The following is a 20,313-nucleotide window of genomic DNA, read 5'->3' on the forward strand; positions in this document are numbered from 1 at the left end:
GACACTACGGCACGCCGCCGCCCGCCGGCACGCCGGCCGCACGGCCGGACCAGGCGGCACCGCACAGGCCGGCGTACCGGCTCAGCGCCGCGCCGGACCGCCCTCCAGCGCGGTCAGCAGCGCCAGCGGAGTGGCGGCCGCCCAGGCCTGCGGGGAGCACGCGTGCGGGTAGGGCACCGGGGCCCGGTGGTCGGCGCGGGGGTAGCCGGCGAGCACCTCGGGCAGGCGGTGGCCGTGCCGGGCGGCGGCGTCCAGCAGGCCCCCGGCGAGCCGGTCGACCTCCTCGTGCAGTCCGTAGCGGGCCAGGCCCAGCGCGATCAGGGCGTTGTCCTGGGGCCAGACGCTGCCGCGGTGGTAGGAGAGCGGGTGGTACGGGGCCTGCCCGGCGGCGAGCGTGCGGATGCCCCAGCCGGAGAAGAAGTCCGGCTCCATCAGTCTGCGCCCCACGGCCTGTCCCCGCTGCTGTCCGAGGATGCCGGACCACAGCAGGTGTCCCGCGTCCGAGGCGAGGGCGTCCAGGCGGCGTCCGGTCTCGTCCAGGGCGAGCGGCACGAAATCGCGGTCGGGCAGCCAGAAGTCGGAGGCGAACCGCTCGCGCAGCGCGGCCGCGGCACTCTCCAGCCGCGCCGCGTACGCCGTGTCGCCCCACGCGTCGCGGGCCAACGCGGCCGTTGCGCACAGCGCGTCGTAGGCGTACCCCTGCGCTTCGGCGACCAGCACCGCGCCGCTGGGCAGCGTGCCGTCGGCAGCGCAGACGGCGCCGGGGGAGTCCTTCCAGTTCTGGTTGGCCAGCCCGCCCTCGTGCGGCCGGTAGGCGAGGTAGCCGAACGCGTCGAGGCCGCCCCACCGGAACATCCACCGCACGGCGGCGCGTGCCTGCGGCTCCAGGCGGCGGACCAGTTCCGTACCGGCGGGGCCCTGCTGCCTGGCGTAGGCGCCGAGCAGAACGAGGAAGAGCGGCGTGGAGTCGACCGACCCGTAGTAGCGGCCGTACGGCACCTGTCCGAAGGCGGCCAGTTCGCCGTGGCGCACCTCGTGGACGATCTTGCCGGGTTCGGCGATCCGCTCCCGGTCCTCCTCCCGCGCCTGGGTGGCCGCCAGCGCGAGCAGCGTGGCCTCGGCCGACTCGGGGCGGTAGGGGAGGGCGAAGAGCGAGGTGAGCAGGGAGTCGCGGCCGAAGAGAGTGAGGAACCAGGGCACGCCGGCTCCGGGGACGCTCACGGGGGCGCCGTCGGGGCCCGGCACGGTCACCCGCAGCCCGGCCAGGTCGGCCAGCCCCTGCTCGCAGGCGCGGGCGAGCTCCGGTCCGCCGGCGCGGGCGGCGGGCAGCGGCCGCGCGGTCACGAACGCGTGGCGCTCGGCCGCCAGTCGGGAGCGCACGCGCGCCGGGTCGTCGTCGCCGGGCGCGCGCGGGGGCGCCGGCGGAGCGGTGCCGTGGGGCAGCGCCGTCACGCGCAGCCGCAGCTCGGCCGTGCCGTGCGGCGGCAGCTCCACCTCCCAGCCCAGCCGCCGTACCGTGGCTGAGCCCCCACCGGTCGCGTCCGCCCAGTCCGCGCTGTCCGGCCCCTCCACCGTGAGCGGGGCGGGATCGGCCGTCACGAGCGTCCGCGCGTGCCAGTCGGCGCCCCGCCGGTAGTCGAACTCGACGCCGCCGGGGCGAAGGGCGCTGCCGTGTACGGCTCCCGGCTTGGTGAAGGTGCGGTGCTGGGCGCGCAGCTCCATCTGGTCGGCGAAGTCGGCGTCCGCTGTCAGCGTGAGGCCTACGGTCGCCGCCGCACCCTGGTTGCTGACGACACGCAGCAGCTCCGTCAGCGTGCCGTCGGCGACGGCCTGTTCGCGGAAGACGGTGCAGGCCGGGGGCGCCTCGCGGGTGCCGCGCGGGGTCAGCACGGCGCAGCCGTCACCGTCACCCGCGCCCTGGGGAACCAGGACGACGGGTGGCGCACCGTCCAGGGCCAGCTCCCAGCGGCTCAGGTGGCGGGCGTCGCTGCGGAACAGCCCGTGCGGCATCGTGGCCGTCGGAGTTTCGGCGATGTCGCCGGAGGGCGCCAGTACCGCGAACGTGCCGTCGTGCACGAGCACCCTGTGCTCGGTCGCCGTCATCGGGTCAGGAGTCCTTTCTCGGAGCGGGCACGGGCACGGGCGCCGGGGCCTGGCGGGCCCGCCGTGCGAGCAGGTCGAGAGCGAGCGCGGCCGTCCAGCCGAAGTCGCGGGCGCCGCGGCCCGCGCCGGTGTGGGGATCGAGGTACTCGGCGAAGCGGCTGTCCGCCGCCGCCCGCAGGATCTCTTCCGCCAGCGCGTCGGCCCGCTGCCCGGCACCGTGGAGCCGAAGCCCGCGCTCCAGCAGCCAGTTGACGTTGAACCAGGCGGGCCCGCGCCAGTAGCGGTGCGGGTCGAAGGCCGCGCCCCGCAGGTCGTAGCTGGGCAGCAGCCGTACCGTCGTGCCCAGGCCGAAGTGCGGGCCCCGCACGGTGCCCAGCAGCGCCTCGACGACCGCCGGCGGCAGGTCGGGGGTGAGCAGGGGGAGCAGCCCGGCGGCGCTTCTGGCCGTCACCAGCTGCCCGGCGGTGCGCCCCGCGCCGTCCGCGCGCAGGTCGCGGCTGAGGAACTGTCCCGCCTCCGGCGACCACAGACGCTCCACGAGCGCGTCCGTCAGCGCGGCGGCCCGCTCCCGGTGGACGTCCGGTACACCGCCGAGCGTCCGGGCGATCCGGGCGAGGGCGTACTCGGAGGCGACGAGCAGCGCGTTGAAGCCCGGGTCCTCGACGGCGAACGGGTGCGGGGCCGCGGCGTCGCGGTAGCCGTGGTCGCGGTACTCGGCGGCCAGCCGCACGTACCGCCCGTAGTCCAGGTCGGTGGGACGGTCGGCGGCGGCCCCGTGCACCAGGTCGGCCCGGCGGAAGGAGTCCGCCGCCGCGGGCTCGATCCGCGCCAGCGGACCGTCCCAGCACGGGCTGTTGTCCATGCCCGGCTCCCACGGGTGCACCACGGCAGCCAGGCCGCCGCCGCCCAGGTCGCGCCGGTCGGCCAGGTACCTGTGCCAGGCCACCAGGCGCGGGTAGACGCGGGCCAGGAAGCCGCGCCGGGCCGAGGAGGCGGGGTCGGCCCTGTGCACCAGCCACGCCGCCAGCGCGTGCACCGGCGGCTGCACGATCCCGGAGGTCTCCAGGGCCGCGGGCGCACCGGCCGCCGCGCCCGCCGTCGAGGAGCGCCAGAAGTCCGGGCTGGGGAAGTAGGCACCCAGCGGCACCGCACGGTTGAAGACGATGTGCGGGACCCGCCCGTCTCCCCACTGCGCGCCCAGCAGCGTCTCCAGCTCGCGCTGCGCCCGCAGCGGCGACAGGTGGCGCAGCCCGATCGCGATGAACGCCGAGTCCCAGCTCCACTGGTGCGGATACAGCCCGTGGGAGGGCACTGTCGAGTGGCCCGTCCAGCTGCCGAGCAGTACGCGGCACGCACGGCGCCGCAGCGCCCGGTCGGCCTGCCCGAACGGCCGTGCGGGGGCGGGCGGCGGCGCCGGCGCCGTGCCCGGGCCCACCGCCACGGCCGAAGACGTCATCGGCCGGCCCCGCACGGTGCGGCGCCGCTCATCCGGGCCAGGAACGGCGGTACGGAGCGCACGGCCTCCGCCGGGTCGAGGTGCGGCGTCAGCCGGCACTCCAGCGCCAGGTGCCCCTGGTAGCCCGCGCTCTCCAGCGCGCCGAGCCACGCCGGCCAGTCCAGGTGGCCCGCGCCAGGCTGGAACCTGTTGGAGTCGCTGACCTGGGCGTGCCCGATGTAGGGGGCCGCCGCCACGATCGCCGCCGGCGGGTCGGCCTCCTCGATATTCATGTGGTAGCTGTCGATGCCGATCCGCACCGAATCGAGCCCCACTGCGCGGATCAGCTCGACCGCCTGCTCCAGCCTGTTGACCATGTGGTCCTCGTACCGGTTCAGCGGCTCCAGAAAGAGCGTGACGCCCTCCGCGCGGGCGTGCTCGCCCAGTTCCGTCAGCCCGGACAGCAGGACCTCGCGCTCCTCCTCCTCGCCGCGGGGCGGGGTGAACGGCGGCAGCCTGCGGGAGAACATGCCGTAGGAGGCCGGCGTCTGCGCCCCCGCGCCGCCGAGTTCGGCGATGACGGACAGCTGCGACGTCATCTGGGCGAGGGCGTCACGGCGCCGGTCGGCGTCGAACGCGGCGAAGAAGTGCGGCATGTCGACGCAGACGGTCGGCATCGGGACGCCGTCCGCCTTCGCCCCGCGCAGCTCCGGCAGGCGCTCGCGGAAGTGGTGGTCGCCCTTGCCGCGGAGTTCGATGCCGTCGTAGCCGGCCGCTTGGGCGAACTCCCACTTCTCCTGGAGGGTCGCGCCGGGGAGGAGCTGCTCCTGGCAGGCGGTGCGGAACATCTGTGGCCTTTCGTGGTGGGTGGAGGGCGGGTTCAGAAGGCGAGCACCATCTGCAACGCCTCGCCGGGCCGCTCGTCCAGCAGCTCGTACGCCTGTGCCGCGTCTGCGACGGGCAGCACGTGGCTGACCAGCGAGGCCACGTCCACGCGGCCTTCTCCGACCAGGCGCAGGAAGGTGCGCTGCAACCGCTCGACACTCCACCGGCCGTCGAGCGCCTGCGGGACGCCCCCGATCTGCGAGCACACCAGTTGGGCCCGGTTGTGGTGGAACTCGTCACCGAGCCGCAGCCCGGCGCCGTCGCCCTGGTAGAACCCGGCGGCGACGACCCGCCCGCCGACCGCCACAGAACGCAGCGCCTCGTGCAGCGCGGGATAGGCGCCGCTGATCTCGATGGCGGCGTCCGCGCCCCTGCCTTCCGTGGCCTCGCGGAGGCGCTCCGCGACGCTGTCGGTCCGCGCGTTCAGCGTCGTGGTGGCGCCGTGCGTGCGCGCGTGCTCCAGCCGTGCGTCCAGTGCGTCGACGGCGCTCACACGTGCGCCGTTGAGCTGGGCGAGGCGGGTGGTCAGCAGGCCGATGACGCCCTGGCCGAACACGGCGACGTCCTCGCCGAGGTGGATGTCCGCGCCGAGGACGGCGTTGTAGGCGATGGCGCCGACGCGGGCGAACGCGCCGGCCAGCGGGTCGAGTCCGTCCGGCAGCCGGTGGCCCGCCATGCGTGCGGCGGGGACGATGCCCTCGCTGCGGTGGCCCCAGATGCCCCAGGCCAGATCGCCCACCTGGGGGAGGCCGGGTGCGTCGGCCAGTTCGGGGGATACCTCGGTGACCTCGCCGACCTCGGAGTAGCCCCAGCCCACGACCGGGTAGGACATGCCGGCCGCGTCGTCGGTGAAGAGGCGGGACTCCGGGTCCCAGGTCCGCGTCAGGTACGGGTTGGTCCCCCTGTAAGCGGTAAGTTCCGTTCCTGCCGATATGCCCGAGTAGCGGGTGCGGACCCGCACGTGGCCGGGGGGCAGCGGCTCGCTCTCGTGCTCGGCCACCTCGACCGTGCGCGGGCCGGTGAACTGGACAACTCGCTCCACAAGGGACTCCGAACGCCGTGATTCCAGCAGTTTCGTCGAAGATACATCAGGGTTACGTCTTGTAAACAGACAGAACTGGTGCTGAGATGCGGAACTGGCAAGCGAAAGTCGGAACCGAGGGTGAGGCATGGGGAAGTGGACGCGGCGGTCGAGGGTGGCCGCGGCCGGACTCGCCGGGGTGCTCGGCGTGAGCCTCCTGGCCGGCTGCGCAGGCGGCGCCACGGCAGGTCCGGACAAACCGGATAAAAAGATAACGGTGTGGACACTGGAGAACCTGCCCGCACGGATGGCCGCGACCAAGAAGATCGTCTCCGGCTACGAGAAGCGCAGCGGGGTCCAGGTGGAGCTCGTCGGTGTCGACGAGGCCCAACTGCCGCAGCTGATCATGTCGGCGGCCGCCGCGGGAGACCTCCCCGACGTGATCGGCGCACTGCCGCTGGGCCAGGTCTGGCAGATGTACGCCAACGACCTGCTCAACACCGACATGCCCGCCCGGATCGTCGAGGACCTCGGTGCCGGCACCTTCGACGCCAACGCGCTGAAGCTGACCGCCGACGGGAAGAAACGGCTGACCGTCCCCTCCGACGCCTGGCTGCAACTCCTCGTCTACCGCAAGGACCTCTTCCAGGACGCGAAGCTGCCCGCGCCCACCACCTACGGCAGGCTGAAGAAGGCGGCCGAGGCGCTGGACGAGGGAGAGAGGGACGGCATCTCGCTGGCCACCGACCCCGGCGACGTCTTCACCCAGCAGAGCTTCGAGAGCCTGGCGCTGGCCAACGACTGCCGCCTCATCGACACGCAGGGCGGCGGAGGTGATAACGACCACGACGGCAAGGCAGACAAGGACGGCAAGGGTGCCGCGCTGGACTCGCCGTCCTGCCGCCGCGCTTTCAGCACCTACCGGACACTCGCCCGCGACCACGGCCCCGCCGGCACCCAGACGCTCGACTCGACCCGCGCCACCTACTTCGCCGGCCGCTCCCCGATGCTGATGTGGTCCTCCTTCCTGCTGGACGAGCTGGCCGGGGAGCGTGCCGACGCCCGGCCGAGCTGCCGCCAGTGCGAGAAGGACCCCGCGTTCCTGGCGAAGAACAGCGGGATCACCACCGCGATCAAGGGCCCGGACGCGCGGCGCCCCGGACAGTTCGGCGAGATCACGTCCTGGACGGTGACCAGAACCGCCGAGACCGAGGCCTCCCGCGGCTTCATCGAGTACATGATGGGCACCGGATACGAGGACTGGTTCGGCATGGCGCCCGAGGGCAAGATCCCCGTCCGCGAGGGCACCGCCGAGGAACCCGGCAAGTACACCCGCGCCTGGAAGAGCAGCCGCCTGGGCGTCGAGGCCACCCACCGCAAGCCGCTGAACGAGATCTACTCCGACGCGCTGCTGGACGAACTGGCGGACGGCGTGAGCCACATGCGGCGCTGGGGCATCGCGGAAGGCGAGGGCGCCCTGGTCGGCGCCACCAACGGCGAGCTGCCCGTCGCCAAGGCCGTCGGCGAGATGACCAGCGGCGCCACACCGGGCGACGAGGCCGCACGCGAGGCCAACGAGGAAGTCGGCGCACTGCGGAGGTCCCTGCGATGAGCACCACGTCCCCCACCCCGCCCGGCGCCGCCGCCGCGCGCTCGCCCCAGCGGCCCCCGACGGACGACGGGCGAACGGGTCCCGGCGGACCGCCGAAGCGCCGCCGCCCGCCGACCGGCGCGGCGCGGGAGAACCGCGCCGGGCTGGCCTTCGTGACGCCGACCTTCCTCGTCGTCCTCGTGGTCGTCGTCCTGCCGATCCTGTGGACGGTCCTGCTGGCCTTCCAGCACGCCCGGCTGGTCGACATCCAGGGCATGAGCCTGTTCGGCGACTGGACGCTGGACAACGTCACCGGCGTCTTCACCTCGCCCGGCTTCTGGGCCAGCCTGTGGACGACCCTGCTGTACACGATCGGGGCCACCGCCGGATCCGTCGTCCTCGGGCTGGTCGCCGCGCTCGCGCTGCGCAGGCCCTTCCGCGGCCGCGGCCTGCTCCGCGGCTCGATGCTGCTGCCGTACGTCGCACCCGTGGTGGCCGTCGCCTTCGTGTGGGAGATCGCGCTCAGCCCGCAGTTCGGCATCGTCAACGAGTGGGGCGGCACGCTGCTGGGCTGGGACGACCCGATCGCCTTCCTGTCCACCCGCTCCTTCGACGTCTCCCTCCTCGGGCTGCACTTCGACATCCCGCTCGCCCTGCTGACCGTCGTCGCGTTCGAGACCTGGCGCTACTTCCCGTTCGCCTTCCTCTTCCTGCTCGCCCGCCTCCAGGCGGTGCCCGACGGCCTGGAGGAGGCCGCGAAGGTGGACGGCGCCACCCACACGCAGCGCTTCCGCTACGTCCTGTTGCCGCAGCTGATGCCGGTCATCGCGCTGCTGTGCGTCCTGCGCTTCATCATGACGTTCAACAAGTTCGACGACGTCTACCTGCTCACCGGCGGCGGTTCCGGCACCGACGTGGTGGCCGTGCGCGTGTACGACTTCCTCACCGCGCGCTTCGACGTGGGCGCCGCCGCGGCCCAGGCCCTCGTCCTGGCGGCCTTCTTGACGGTGCTGCTGGGCGTGTACTTCACGTTCTTCGCCAAGAAGGTCCAGGAGGAGGCGTGATGAGCGCAGCGCATACGTCCCCGCGCGGCCGCCCGGCGGCGCGCCGGTTCAGCCGCGCCCGGTTCGAGGAGCGCCTCTTCGGCGTGCTCCGCTGGGTGGTGATCGCCTTCCTCGCCGTGATCACCCTTGCGCCCTTCTCCTACATGCTGCTGCTGTCGGTGAAACCCATCGACGCCCTGCTGCTGGACCCCGGCCGGCTGTGGGTGAGCGCCGAGGACTTCACGCTGTCCACCTACCGGGAGGTGCTCAAGCCCACGTCCGAGGGCGGCCAGGGGTTCGTGCACATGCTGGCCAACTCCGCGCTCGTCTCGCTCGGCGCGGTCGTCCTCACCCTGCTCGCCGCGATCCCCGGCGCGTACGCCGTCAGCCGGCTGAAGTTCTTCGGCGGCCGGCAGGTCAGCGCCCTCTTCCTCGCCGTCTACCTCTTCCCGGCGACGCTGCTGGCCGTGCCGCTGTTCGTGATGTTCGCCAAGATGGGTCTGCAGGGCAGCCTGGTGGGGCTCGCGATCGTCTACATCGCGCAGACCGTGCCGGTCTCGATCTACATGATGAAGAACTACTTCGTCACCATCCCGTACTCCATCGAGGAGGCGGCGGCCCTCGACGGGTGCAGCCGGCTCCAGACGGTCCGCAAGGTGATCCTTCCGCTGGCCGCACCGTCGCTGATGGCCACCGGGCTGTACGTGTTCATGATCGCGTGGAACGAGTTCCTCTTCGCGCTGCTCTTCCTGGCGGCCCAGCCCGACAAATGGACCGTCTCGCTCGGTCTTCAGCAGCTCGCGGGCGGTATCGAGGTCTCCAAGACCGTGCTGATGGCAGGATCGGTGGTGCTGACCATCCCCGTCGTCCTGCTCTTCTTCGCCGCGGAACGGCTCCTGACCGAGGGGCTGACCAGCGGCGCGGACAAGAGCTGAGGCGAGCCGCCGAGCACGAACGAGTAGACCGTGAGCTGAGGAGAGCATGACCGGTATCGCCGGGAACCAGTCGAGCGCGGGCCACCTGCTGCGTCTCATCAGGGAGGGCAAAGCCACCACCCGCGGCGCCCTGCAACAGGCCACCGGGCTCTCCCGCTCCACCGTCGGGCACCGCCTGGACCAGCTCTTCACGGCAGGCTGGCTGCGCGAGGGCGAGGCCGCGCCGATGGCAGGGTCCGCGGGCGGGCGGCCCTCGGCGCGGCTGGAGTTCGACGCGGAACACGCCGTGGTGCTCGCCGCCGACCTCGGAACCCGGCACGCCGCCGCGGCCGTCCTCGACCTGGCGGGCACCGTACTGGCCGAGCGCTCGGGCGAACTGCTGATAGGAGACGGGCCCGAACAGGTGCTCGACCGGCTGGCGCAGTGGTTCGCCGCGCTGCTGAAGGAACAGGGAGTGGGACCCGAACGGGTCTGCGGCATCGGCCTGTCGGTACCGGGCCCCGTGGACTTCGCCTCGGGGCTGGTCATCCAGCCGCCGATCATGCCCGGCTGGGACGGCTACCCCATCCCGGAGCGCATGCGGGAGGCGTACGCGGCCCACGTGCGTCCTGCGGCCCCCGTGCCCGTCCTGGTCGACAACGACGCCAACCTCATGGCCTACGCCGAGCAGCGCGCCGGACACCGCGACTGCGCCGCCTTCGTCCTGATCAAGGTCGCCACCGGTATCGGCGCCGGCGTCGTCGTCGACGGGCAGCCCTACCGCGGCATCGACGGCGGCGCGGGCGACATCGGACACATCCGGCTGCACGACTGCCAGGACGCACTGTGCATGTGCGGCAACCACGGCTGCCTCGCCGCCGTCGCCAGCGGCCGGGCCCTGGCCAGGCAGCTCACCGAGGCGGGCGTGCCCACCACCTCGGGCTCCGGCGTACGCGACCACCTCGCCGCCGGGCGCCCCGAGGCCGTCCGGCTGGCCCGCGAGGCGGGCCGCAGGGTGGGCGAGGTGCTGGTCACCGTCGTCACCCTGCTCAACCCCGGCGTGCTGATGATCGCCGGCGACCTGGCGAGCACCCCGTTCGTCACCGGCGTACGGGAACTGCTCTACCAGCGTGCCATGCCGCGCACCACCGCCCACCTGCACGTCGTCACCTCCGCACTCGGTGAGCGCGCCGGGCTGATCGGGGCCGCCGCCATGGTCGTCGAGGACCTCTACGCCCCCGACCGCGCCGACGCCCGACTGGCCGCCGCCGCCACGGCCGCCGGGTGACCCCTTCCCGACCCGAACGCAGGAGAACAGCACCGTGAAACCAGCCTGGCCCCACCCGCCGATACGCGTCGGCCTCGTCGGTGCCGGACCCTGGGCCCGCACCATGCACGCCCGGATGCTCGCCGCCGGGCCCGAGACGGAGCTGGCCGCCGTGTGGGCCCGCAGGAGCGAGGCCGCCGCCGAGCTCGCCGCCGCCCACCGCACCGAGGCCGCCGCCTCCTTCGAGGAACTCCTCGACCGGTGCGAGGCCGTGGCCTTCGCCGTGCCGCCCGCCGTCCAGGCCGCGCTCGCCCCGCGGGCCGCCCTGGCCGGGCGAGCCCTGCTGTTGGAGAAGCCGCTCGGCCCCGACCTGGCGGCCGCCCGCGCCGTCGCCGACGCGGTGGCCGAGCGCGGCGTCGTCTCCCAACTCGTCCTCACCAAGCGGTACCACCCCGCCACCCGCCGCTTCCTGGAACAGGCCCGCGCGACGCGTGTCACCGGAGCCCGCTCCTGCTATCTGCACGGAGCCTTCCTCGGCGGCGACCAGGCCACCACCTGGCGCCTGGAGCACGGCGCCCTCCTCGACCTCGGCCCGCACCTGCTGGACCTGCTCGACCTGGCCGTCGGCCCGGTCACCACCGTGCGCTCCACCGGCGACCCGCGCCGCTGGACCGAGCTGACCTGCGAACACGACAACGGCGCCGTCAGCCAGGCCTCCCTGTCCGGTGCCGTCGCCCTGCCCAGGGCCCGTACCCGCATCGAGCTGTACGGACCCGAGGAAGCGGACCAACTGGTCTACGACACCGCCGAGCTCGACCACGAGGAGTGCTGGCCTGTGCTGCGCCGCGACTTCGCGACCGCGGTGCGCAGCGGCCGCGCCGGCGACCTCGATGCCCGACGCGGACTGCGGCTCCAACAACTGCTGGCCCAAGCGGCGGCGTGACCCGGCGCTACAGTTCCTCGCCCGTCACCTCCCGCATCTCGCCCTCCGCCAGCCGAAGCCACCGGGTGATCCCCAGCTCCCGCAGAAACGGCAGATCGTGGCTGGCGACCACCAGCGCACCCTGGTAGGCGGCCAGGGCCTCACGCAGCTGCCGGACGCTGGCCATGTCCAGATTGTTGGTCGGCTCGTCCAGCATCAGCAGCTGCGGGCCCGGTTCGGCCAGCATCACCGCCGCCAGCGTGGCACGGAACCGCTCGCCGCCCGAGAGGGTGCCCACCGGGCGGTCCGCGCGGGCCCCGCGGAAGAGGAAGTGGGCGAGCCGGGACCTGATGTGCTGGTTGGTGGCCTCCGGGGCCAGGGCCGCCACGTTCTCCACCACGGACAGCCCGTCGTCGAGCACGTCCAGCCGCTGGGGCAGATAGCGCAGCGGCACGTGGGTGGCCACCTCGCCCGCGACGGCGGGCAGCAGCCCGGCGACCGTCCGCAGCAGCGTCGTCTTGCCCGCGCCGTTCGGACCGACCAGCGCGATCCGGTCGGGGCCGTGCACCTCCAGCTCCGCGCGGGCGCCGTTGCGCAGCTCCACGTCCCCCAGCGTGAGCACCCGACGGCCGCGCGGCACCGCCGTGAACGGCAACTCCACGTGGATCTCCGCATCCTGGCGCACCCGCTCGCCGGCCGCCTCCAGCCGCTCCTTGGCATCCTCCAGACGCTGTTCGTGCAGGACGCGGCTCTTGCCCGCGGTCTCCTGCGCCTTCCGTTTGCGCGCGCCCAGCAGGATCTTCGGCTCGCTCCGGCTGGCGGCCACCTTCCTGCCCTGGCGCGCGCGCCGCGCCAGCTTCGTCTGGGCCTCGGACAACTCGCGCTTCTGCCGCCGCACATCCGTCTCGGCCGCGCGCACCATCCGCTCGGCCGCCTCCTGCTCGGCGGAGACAGCCTCCTCGTACGCCGCGAGGTTGCCGCCGTACCAGGTGACCTCCCCGTCGCGCAGATCTGCGATCCGGTCGACCAGCGCGAGGAGTTCCCGGTCGTGGCTGACCACGACGAGCACGCCGGGAAAGGCGGCGACCGCCGCGTACAGCCTGCGCCGGGCCACCAGGTCGAGATTGTTGGTGGGCTCGTCCAGCAGCAGCACGTCGGGCCGGGCCAGCAGCAACGCCGCCAGCCGCAGCAGCACCGACTCGCCGCCCGAGACCTCACCGATGGAGCGGTCGAGGCCGACGTGCTCAAGACCGAGCTCGTCCAGCGTCGCCCTGGCACGCTCCTCCACGTCCCAGTCGTCGCCGACGGCGGTGAAGTGCTCCTCGGCGACATCGCCCGCCTCGATGGCGTGCAGCGCCGCGCGGGCGCGGGCGATCCCCAGCGCCTCGTCGACGCGCAGCGACGAGTCCAGGGTCAGGTCCTGCGGCAGATAGCCGACCTCCCCGGCGGCCTTGACGCTGCCGGAGTCGGGGCGCAGCCGGCCTGCGATCAGTTTCAGCACGGTGGACTTTCCGGTGCCGTTGAGCCCGATCAGCCCCGTGCGCCCGGGGCCGAAGGACAGGTCGAGAGCGGTGAGGACAGGGGTGCCGTCCGGCCAGGAAAAGGTCAGCCGGGTGCAGGTCACAGCGGGGGAAGGGGTGTTCACGGGGGCCTCCTGGTCGCCTCGCGAAGGGCGGTGGACAACGCGGGAGACACCGGACCCCGAAGACGGGATACGCGGGGCGGGAACCAGCAGGAGAGCGGCTCCGACACGGGGTCGGCTCACTTCCGAGGTCACACACGTGGCACACAGACGGGGCACACGGCGTCTCAGACCTCAGACGAGCAAGACCTCTCCGATCAACGACAACAGAGCCACCAAAGACCATACGGGGCGGCCGCCCGCCACGCAAGACTTTCCCGGCGGGCGGCGGTGTGCTGTGCTGCCGCTATGGTCCATACCACGCAGTCCGATCAGGGGCCGACCCCCCGTCCGACCGTGCCGCTGCGGCCGATGCGGGTCACCGCCCAGCAGGCCGAGGAGCGGGCCGAGACGTTCCACGCCCTCATGGAACGGCGCCGCACCGTCCGCGACTTCGACCCCGGGCCCCTGCCCGAAGGGGTGCTGGAGTGGGCCGTGCGCACCGCTTCCACCGCCCCCAGCGGTGCCCACGTCCAGCCGTGGCGCTTCGTCGTGCTCACCGACCCCGCGCGCAAGCGGCGGCTGCGCGAGGCGGCCGAGGCCGAGGAGCGCGAGTTCTACGGGCGCCGGGCCTCCGACGAGTGGCTGGAGGCCCTCGCTCCGCTGGGCACCGACGCGCACAAGCCGTTCCTGGAGACGGCGCCCGCCGTCATCGTCGTCTTCGAGGTCCACAAGGGCCCGCACACGCCGCGCCCCTACTACACGAAGGAGTCCGTCGGCATCGCCGTCGGCTTCCTCCTCGCCACGCTCCACCAGGCGGGCCTGGCCACCCTCACCCACACCCCCAGCCCCATGCGCTTCCTCAACGAGGTCTGCGAACGGCCCGCCGAGGAGCGCGGCGCCTACGTCATCCCCGTCGGCTACCCGGCCCCCGGCGCACACGTGCCCGACCTGCGACGCAAGCCGCTGGACGAAGTGATGATCGTGTTGTGACCATCCTGCCGTCCTGCCCGTGCCCGGCACCGTGCATACTCCTGCTCACCACAGTGACGAAGGGGAACACACATGCACAGCTGGGCACGGGGGACAGCGGGCCTCGCCTGCGCGGGCAGCCTCGTCCTCGCGGCGGCCGGGTGCGGCGGCTCGGACGGCGCGCAGGACGCGGCAGGCGGCGGCCACAAGGCCGCGGACGCCAAGGACCGGCCCGCGACAGGGGTCGTCACCCGCGCGCAGGCCGGCAAGATCTTCGACCGCTACGAGCGCATCAACAACCGGGCCAACAAGCACTCGGACGCGAAAGTGATCTCCCAGGCCGAGGCCGGGCCCGTCTACCAGGAGAGCAAGGCCACCTTCCGGCTCCAGAAGAACTGGAAGAAGAAGCGGATCGAGGAGTACAAGGAGCCCTTCAACTACATCGACCGGAAGTTCTACATACCGCGCAAGGGCACCGCCGACTGGTTCGTGATGGTGGCCCACTCCAAGAGCCCCGGCCAGAAGAAGAACAAGTATCCCGGCATCTTCGTCATGCAGAAGAAGAGCCAGGGCTGGCGGCTCGTCGCCGCCAGCTACAGCGACACCACCAAGATCCCGCGCATCGCCAAGGACGAGGACGGCTTCGCGCAGCCCGTGACCGACCCGGACAAGAAGCGCGGCGCGCTCGCCCCGTCCGGCCTCTCCGACGCCCTGTTCGACCTCTACAGCGAGGAAGGATCGACCGAGTCCACCGGGTTCGCCTCCTCCAAGGCCACCCACTGGATCCGCAAGGTACCCAAGACCCAGAACAAGCTGCTCACCCCCTACGCCGAGGCCGTCTTCAGCCGCGGCGAGTCCGGCGACGAGCAACTGCACGCGCTGCGCACCAGCGACGGCGGCGCGCTCGCCCTCTTCAGCACCCAGGTGCGCGAACACGACCGGGGCACACAGGCGACCGCCACCATCCACCCCTCCGGCGAGATGAAGGTCTACGTCGGTGAGACGGGACGGCCCTCCTTCTTCGTCGACTGGCTGCACCAGTCCAGCGCCCACCTGCCGCCCCACGGCAAGGCCCGGCTGCTGTCCTCCGAATACATCATGACCGGCGCGGCGCCCGGCACCGACTCCGAGGGCCGCATGCCGGGCGTCACCAGCTGAGACGCCGCTTCGGTGGTGTCCGCGGTCCGCCAGGGCACGGACACCACCACGCGGCGCGGAACCTCAGGCCAGGCCGGCCCGGCGCAGAGCCTCCGCCATCTCGCTGTTCGCCGGCGCGGACGCGGCGGACCCGCGACGCTTGCCGCCGCCACCGCCCTTGCCGCCCGCGCTACCGCTGCTCTTGCCGCCTGCACCGCCGCTGCCCTTGCCGCCGCCGCTCTTGCCGCCCTCGCGGGGCGAACCCTGGCGCTGGCGCGGGGCGCCGCCCCGCTGCTGCTGCCGGTCCCGGGAGCCGCCGCGGCGGCCCTCGCCGCCCTGCGCGCCCGGCTCGTCGTCGAGACGCAGCGTCAGCGAGATCCGCTTGCGGGCCTCGTCCACGTCCAGCACGCGGACCTTGACGATGTCACCCGGCTTGACGACGTCGCGCGGGTCCTTCACGAACGTCCTTGACATGGCCGAGACGTGGACGAGGCCGTCCTGGTGGACGCCGACGTCGACGAAGGCGCCGAACGCCGCGACGTTCGTCACCACGCCCTCCAGCACCATGCCGGAAGCCAGGTCGCCCAGCTTCTCGACACCCTCCTTGAAGCTCGCCGTACGGAAGGCGGGGCGCGGGTCGCGGCCCGGCTTCTCCAGCTCGCCCAGGATGTCGGTGACCGTCGGCAGACCGAACGAACCGTCCACGAACTGCTGCGGATCCAGCGCCCGCAGCACCTTCGTGTTGCCGATCAGCGACGGCACGTCGGTACCCGAGGTGGCGACGATCCCGCGCACCACCGGATACGCCTCCGGGTGCACCGCCGAGGCGTCCAGCGGGTCCTCGCCGCCGCGGATGCGCAGGAAGCCCGCGCACTGCTCGAACGCCTTGGGCCCGAGCCGCGAGACGTCCTTGAGGGCCGTACGGCTGGTGAACGGCCCGTTGGCGTCCCGGTGGGCGACGATGTTCTCCGCGAGGCCCGAGCCGATGCCCGAGACCCGGGAGAGCAGCGGCGCCGAGGCGGTGTTGACGTCCACACCGACGCCGTTCACACAGTCCTCCACCACCGCGTCCAGCGAGCGCGACAGCTTCACCTCGGACAGGTCGTGCTGGTACTGGCCGACGCCGATGGACTTCGGGTCGATCTTCACCAGCTCGGCCAGCGGGTCCTGGAGGCGGCGCGCGATGGAGACGGCGCCGCGCAGGGACACATCCAGGTCGGGCAGCTCCTGGGAGGCGTAGGCGGACGCGGAGTAGACCGAGGCGCCCGCCTCGGAGACCGTCACCTTCGTCAGCTTCAGCTCGGGCTTGGCGGCGAGGAGTTCACCGGCGAGCTTGTCCGTCTCCCGGGAGGCCGTGCCGTTGCCGATGGCGACCAGCTCGACCTCGTACGTCTCGGCGAGCGCCGCGAGCCTGGCCAGCGACTCGTCCCACTGCTTCTGCGGCGCGTGCGGATAGACCGTGTCGGTGGCGGCGACCTTGCCCGTCGCGTCGATCACGGCCACCTTCACGCCCGTGCGCAGCCCCGGGTCGAGGCCGAGGGTGGCACGGGTGCCGGCGGGCGCGGCGAGCAGCAGGTCACGCAGGTTGGTGGCGAAGACCCGCACCGCCTCGTCCTCGGCGACCGTCCGCAGCCGGGTGCGCACGTCGATGCCCAGGTGCACCAGCACGCGCGTACGCCACGCCCAGCGCACCGTCTCGGCCAGCCACGCGTCGGCCGGGCGCCCCTCGTCGCGCACGCCGAAACGCTGCGCGATGGAGCGCTCGTAGGACGTGGGGCCCTCGCTCTCCTCGCCCGCCGGCTCCGGGGCGAGGGTCAGGTCGAGGACCTCCTCCTTCTCGCCGCGCAGCATGGCCAGGATCCGGTGCGAGGGCAGCTCGGTGAAGGCCTCGGAGAAGTCGAAGTAGTCGGCGAACTTCGCGCCCTGCGCCTCCTTGCCCTCGCGCACCGTGGCGGCCAGCCGGCCCCGCTCCCACATGCGCTCGCGCAGCTCGCCGATCAGGTCGGCGTCCTCGCCGAAGCGTTCGGTGAGGACGGCACGGGCGCCCTCCAGCGCGGCGGCCGCGTCCGCGACGCCCTTGTCGGCGTCGACGAAGGCGACGGCGGCCGCGGCCGGTTCCACCGTCGGATCCGCCAGCAGCCCCTCGGCCAGCGGCTCGAGACCGGCCTCGCGGGCGATCTGCGCCTTGGTGCGCCGCTTGGGCTTGAACGGCAGGTAGATGTCCTCGAGCCGGGCCTTGGACTCGGCGGCACGGATGCGCGCCTCCAGCTCCTCGGTGAGCTTGTCCTGCGAGCGCACGGACTCCAGGATCGCCTCGCGCCGCTCCTCCAGCTCCCGCAGATAGCGCAGCCGCTCCTCCAGTGAGCGCAGCTGCGCGTCGTCGAGCATCTCGGTCGCTTCCTTGCGGTAGCGCGCGATGAAGGGCACGGTCGACCCGCCGTCGAGCAGCTCGACAGCGGCACGGACCTGCCGCTCGCGTACGCCGAGCTCCTCGGCGATCCTGCCTTCGATGGTCGTCGTCACGATGGTTGGTTCCGCCTTCTCGGTGCTGTGGTCCCCCGGTAGGCATGCATTGTGGCAGGCCGGTCCGACACCCGGGCGCAGGCGGGCGCGGTCGGAGCCGTCCCGTGCGGGCGCGAGACGGCCCGTACGCGGCCCCCGGCAGGCTGTGTGCTCAGTCCTTGCCGAACGCGTCGGCGGGGAAGGCGCCTGCCTCGGCCGCGGTGCGCGCGAAGCCCGACGCCAGCTCGGTCAGCCGGGCCACGTCCGCGGCGCCCAGCAGCTCGTAGGGGCGCCGGTCGAGCCGGTCGGTCTCCTCCTCCAGGTGCTTGCGCAGCGCGGTGCCCGCTTCGGTCAGCTCCCCGTCGCCGCCCAGCAGCCCGCGCTCGGTCAGCCTGCGCTGGGCGGCCGCCCAGTCCTGCGCGTTGTAACCGCGGGTGCTCATGGCCCACTTGGGGCTCATGCCGCGCCCGCTGGCGGTGTGGCTGACCACGGCCTCCAACGCGTCGAGCTCGGCGTGCTGGAGCGCGGCGATGTGGCCGTCCCCGCGGTGCTCGCGCAGCAGCGTCGCGGCGTGCCACAGCGCCAGGTGCGGGGCCGTCTCGAGCGGTGGGGTGGGCAGGTCGGCGTTGGCGGAGTGGAGCGGGCGCCCCGAGCGGGTGCAGCCCTCGGTGGCGCGCAGGGCCAGCCGGGCGGCCTCGGCCATGTGGGGGGAGGCGACGGTCTCCTCGCCCAGCAGGTGCCGCAGCGTCGCGTCGACGGCCCGCAGCCGTGCCGCCAGCACGGTCTCGGGGGAGGCCGCGTCCCACACCTCGGGGACGAAGCGGGCGACGAGGGAGTGGCTGTAGTTGTAGAACGTGGCCGTCACCGTGCCGGCGCCCACGGCACCCAGCGGCGCGGAGCGCGTGGCCAGGTTGATGGCGTGCGGGTCGTCGATGCCGTAGGGCGCCAGTTCCCTGCCCAACGCGGGTGAGAAGTACAGCGCGGAGTGCAGGACGTTGAGGGCGTTGTGACAGCGCCGCCCGGCGCGTTCGGGAAGTGACGTCATGCCCGTACGCTACCGGGCGGTACGGTCGACCAGAAGGGCAGGGGAACCGGCTGTTCCGCTCCGCCGGGCCCTCCTGTCACCGCCGCCACCCGAAGCGTGCCTCCCTGCGCTCCAGGAAGGCCGCCACCCCCTCGGCGGCCTCGTCGCCGCCCGCCGCCTCACGCCGCCAGTGCGCGACGCGGTCGGGCCCCGTGCGGCCGTCGGCGAACTCCTTGGCCGCGGCCTGGGTCAGCGCGGAGCGCTCCGTGAGCGTGTGCGCGAAGCTGGTGACGCGTGCGTCCAGCGCGTCGGCCGGGTGCACCTCGTCGACCAGCCCGGTGCGCAGCGCGCGTGCGGCGTCGATCAGTTCCCCGGAGAAGAGCAGGAACTTGGCGGTCGCCGGCCCGGTCAGGCGTACTGGGGGTACCTCCCAGCCGGAGGCTGGGGGAGCTCGGTGGAGGAGGCCGGGTAGACGAGGCCCAGTCTGGCCGGGGTGATGCCGAAGAGCGCGTCGTGAGAGGCGAAGCGCAGGTCGCAGGCGGCGGCGAGCTGGCAGCCGCCGCCCACGCAGTGCCCGCGTACGGCCGCGAGCGACGGCTTGGGGAAGGCCGCCAGCGCCTCCTCGGCCGCCACGGCGAGCGTCTGCTGCTCCCGGGCCGCGCCGCCTGCGGCGTGGCCGTCTGCCGCGTCGCCGTGTGCCGCGTGGCCGGGCGCGGCGTCGCGCAGTGCGCCGATGTCCGCGCCCGCGCAGAAGGTGCCCTCCGCGCCGGTCAGCACCAGCACCCGTACCCGGGGCTCGGCGGCCAGTTCCGCCAGCAGCGCGGGGAGCCGGCGCCACATGCCGGGGGTCATCGCGTTGCGCTTGGCCGGATGGCGGACGGTGACGGTGGCGACGCCCGCGTCGTCGCACGCCGTGAGCAGGGTGGGCTCCATGGCGCGTGATCGTATCCGGAGCCCACCAGGTTTCTGTCAGCTAGGCGACCGGTGCGTAAGTCTTCTGTCAAATGCCATCGATAAGTGCCCAGTTGCGGTCAGCCGCACAGACCGGCCCCGCGCGGTACGACCATTCAGTGCAAGTGCATCTGCAAGTACAGGCCAGATGTGTGGCCACGAGTCCGACCGAGAGAGCGGGGTACTCAGATGGAGAGCCGCGGTGCACAGCGTTCCGCCGTCATCGACGAGGCCCCCGCGGCCACCGGGAGAACACCGTCCCCGGCCGCGGGGAGCGCCGGGGAGGCGGAAGCCGCGGGCACGGCGAACCGGGCGGCGAGGGCAGCGCCGCCGCGGGAGCGCGGCGAGCGGTCCGTGCACCGCACCGTCGGCTGCGCGCACGACGGCGGGCCCGAGTACGCACGCACCCGCACGCCTGCGCCCGCCCAGGAGGGCGCCTGGCAGGAGGGCAGCTGGCGGTTCGCCGCGCCCGCCACCGACGCCTCGGTACCCCGGCTCCGCCACGCCGTGCGCGACCTGCTGGCGCGACAGCCCACACACGTGCCGGACGAGACGCTCCAGGGCGTGCTGCTGATCCTCTCGGAGCTGGTCACCAACGCGGTACGGCACGCCGCGCTGCTCTCGCCGACGATCGGGGTCGAGATCGCGCTGGGCGGCGGCTTGCTGCGGGTGGCCGTCGAGGACGGCCACCCCTACCGGCCCAAGGCGCTGGCCGCCGAGCCGGCCGGGGACCACACGGGCGGCCGCGGGCTGCTGCTGGTCAAGGCGCTCACCGCGGAGGCGGGCGGCGTCTGCGACGTGGAGCAGACCGGTGCGGGCGGCAAGGTCATCTGGGCGGCACTGCCGTTGGCTGCCGCGTAGGGCCTTTCCTGCGGCTCTTGACCTTGCCCTTGTTCGAGCCGGGGGTGCCACTGTCCGCGGTGTG

At 73.3% G+C, this 20,313-nt stretch carries 15 protein-coding genes and 1 pseudogene; 8 read left to right on the forward strand and 8 right to left on the reverse strand.

Annotation, left to right across the window (positions count from 1 at the left end; all coding sequences use genetic code 11):
• Window positions 1-81: 81 nt before the first annotated feature.
• The 4 genes from DTL70_RS18870 to DTL70_RS18885 are packed head-to-tail and all read right to left on the reverse strand — an operon-like array spanning window position 82 to window position 5,465.
• On the reverse strand, window positions 82-2,103 hold the full coding sequence (locus DTL70_RS18870; protein ID WP_114023116.1) for an amylo-alpha-1,6-glucosidase: 2,022 nt from the start codon (window positions 2,101-2,103) through the stop codon (window positions 82-84).
• 4 nt (window positions 2,104-2,107) lie between these two features.
• The gene (locus DTL70_RS18875) at window positions 2,108-3,559 is read right to left on the reverse strand and encodes an MGH1-like glycoside hydrolase domain-containing protein (protein ID WP_245979458.1); all 1,452 of its coding nucleotides are present in this window, start codon (window positions 3,557-3,559) and stop codon (window positions 2,108-2,110) included.
• Window positions 3,556-4,386: a sugar phosphate isomerase/epimerase family protein gene (locus DTL70_RS18880; protein ID WP_114023117.1), complete on the reverse strand. Its 831-nt coding sequence runs from the start codon at window positions 4,384-4,386 to the stop codon at window positions 3,556-3,558. Before DTL70_RS18880 ends, DTL70_RS18875 begins: the two co-directional genes overlap by 4 nt.
• A gap of 32 nt (window positions 4,387-4,418) precedes the next feature.
• Window positions 4,419-5,465 carry a zinc-dependent alcohol dehydrogenase gene (locus DTL70_RS18885; protein ID WP_181860982.1) on the reverse strand — a complete coding sequence of 349 codons (1,047 nt, stop codon included), beginning with the start codon at window positions 5,463-5,465 and terminating at the stop codon, window positions 4,419-4,421.
• Window positions 5,466-5,592: 127 nt separating this feature from the next.
• Here DTL70_RS18885 and DTL70_RS18890 point away from each other — a divergent pair, with 127 nt between their 5' ends.
• Genes DTL70_RS18890 through DTL70_RS18910 form a run of 5 tightly spaced genes read left to right on the forward strand, consistent with a single transcriptional unit; the run spans window position 5,593 to window position 11,202 of the window.
• Window positions 5,593-7,056, forward strand: coding sequence for an ABC transporter substrate-binding protein (locus tag DTL70_RS18890; RefSeq protein WP_114023119.1), 1,464 nt, complete (start codon window positions 5,593-5,595; stop codon window positions 7,054-7,056).
• A complete protein-coding gene (locus DTL70_RS18895) occupies window positions 7,053-8,099 on the forward strand; it encodes a carbohydrate ABC transporter permease (protein WP_114023120.1) in 1,047 nt (348 codons plus the stop codon). The genes DTL70_RS18890 and DTL70_RS18895 overlap by 4 nt, the downstream gene beginning before the upstream one ends.
• Window positions 8,099-9,013 (forward strand): carbohydrate ABC transporter permease, encoded by a 915-nt coding sequence (locus DTL70_RS18900; RefSeq protein ID WP_114023121.1) that lies wholly within the window; start codon window positions 8,099-8,101, stop codon window positions 9,011-9,013. The genes DTL70_RS18895 and DTL70_RS18900 overlap by 1 nt, the downstream gene beginning before the upstream one ends.
• Before the next feature lie 46 nt (window positions 9,014-9,059).
• Window positions 9,060-10,280, forward strand: coding sequence for an ROK family protein (locus tag DTL70_RS18905; protein ID WP_245979459.1), 1,221 nt, complete (start codon window positions 9,060-9,062; stop codon window positions 10,278-10,280).
• A gap of 34 nt (window positions 10,281-10,314) precedes the next feature.
• On the forward strand, window positions 10,315-11,202 hold the full coding sequence (locus DTL70_RS18910; protein WP_114023122.1) for a Gfo/Idh/MocA family protein: 888 nt from the start codon (window positions 10,315-10,317) through the stop codon (window positions 11,200-11,202).
• A 7-nt stretch (window positions 11,203-11,209) separates the two neighbouring features.
• On the opposite strand, the gene DTL70_RS18915 is transcribed toward DTL70_RS18910, so the two are convergent.
• The gene (locus DTL70_RS18915) at window positions 11,210-12,826 is read right to left on the reverse strand and encodes an ABC-F family ATP-binding cassette domain-containing protein (RefSeq protein WP_114023123.1); all 1,617 of its coding nucleotides are present in this window, start codon (window positions 12,824-12,826) and stop codon (window positions 11,210-11,212) included.
• Window positions 12,827-13,111: 285 nt separating this feature from the next.
• Between DTL70_RS18915 and DTL70_RS18920 the strand changes: the two genes are divergently transcribed.
• Together DTL70_RS18920 and DTL70_RS33595 are read left to right on the forward strand one after the other, a co-directional pair.
• A complete protein-coding gene (locus DTL70_RS18920) occupies window positions 13,112-13,795 on the forward strand; it encodes a nitroreductase family protein (RefSeq protein ID WP_114023124.1) in 684 nt (227 codons plus the stop codon).
• A gap of 72 nt (window positions 13,796-13,867) precedes the next feature.
• On the forward strand, window positions 13,868-14,932 hold the full coding sequence (locus DTL70_RS33595) for a DUF8094 domain-containing protein (protein ID WP_181860983.1): 1,065 nt from the start codon (window positions 13,868-13,870) through the stop codon (window positions 14,930-14,932).
• Window positions 14,933-14,995: 63 nt separating this feature from the next.
• Here the strand turns inward: DTL70_RS33595 and DTL70_RS18930 are convergent, their stop codons facing one another.
• The 3 genes and pseudogenes from DTL70_RS18930 to DTL70_RS18940 form a co-directional block, all read right to left on the reverse strand.
• Window positions 14,996-17,434: a Tex family protein gene (locus tag DTL70_RS18930; RefSeq protein WP_114023125.1), complete on the reverse strand. Its 2,439-nt coding sequence runs from the start codon at window positions 17,432-17,434 to the stop codon at window positions 14,996-14,998.
• A gap of 151 nt (window positions 17,435-17,585) precedes the next feature.
• Window positions 17,586-18,458 carry an SCO6745 family protein gene (locus tag DTL70_RS18935; RefSeq protein WP_114023126.1) on the reverse strand — a complete coding sequence of 291 codons (873 nt, stop codon included), beginning with the start codon at window positions 18,456-18,458 and terminating at the stop codon, window positions 17,586-17,588.
• A gap of 76 nt (window positions 18,459-18,534) precedes the next feature.
• Window positions 18,535-19,370, reverse strand: a pseudogene (locus DTL70_RS18940) (enoyl-CoA hydratase/isomerase family protein).
• A gap of 372 nt (window positions 19,371-19,742) precedes the next feature.
• On the opposite strand from DTL70_RS18940, the gene DTL70_RS34975 reads away from it, so the two are divergent.
• A complete protein-coding gene (locus DTL70_RS34975) occupies window positions 19,743-20,249 on the forward strand; it encodes an ATP-binding protein (protein WP_425470383.1) in 507 nt (168 codons plus the stop codon).
• Window positions 20,250-20,313 lie beyond the last annotated feature (64 nt).

The organism is Streptomyces diacarni (assembly GCF_003323715.1).
In the GTDB taxonomy this organism is placed as follows: Bacteria; Actinomycetota; Actinomycetes; order Streptomycetales; family Streptomycetaceae; genus Streptomyces; species Streptomyces diacarni.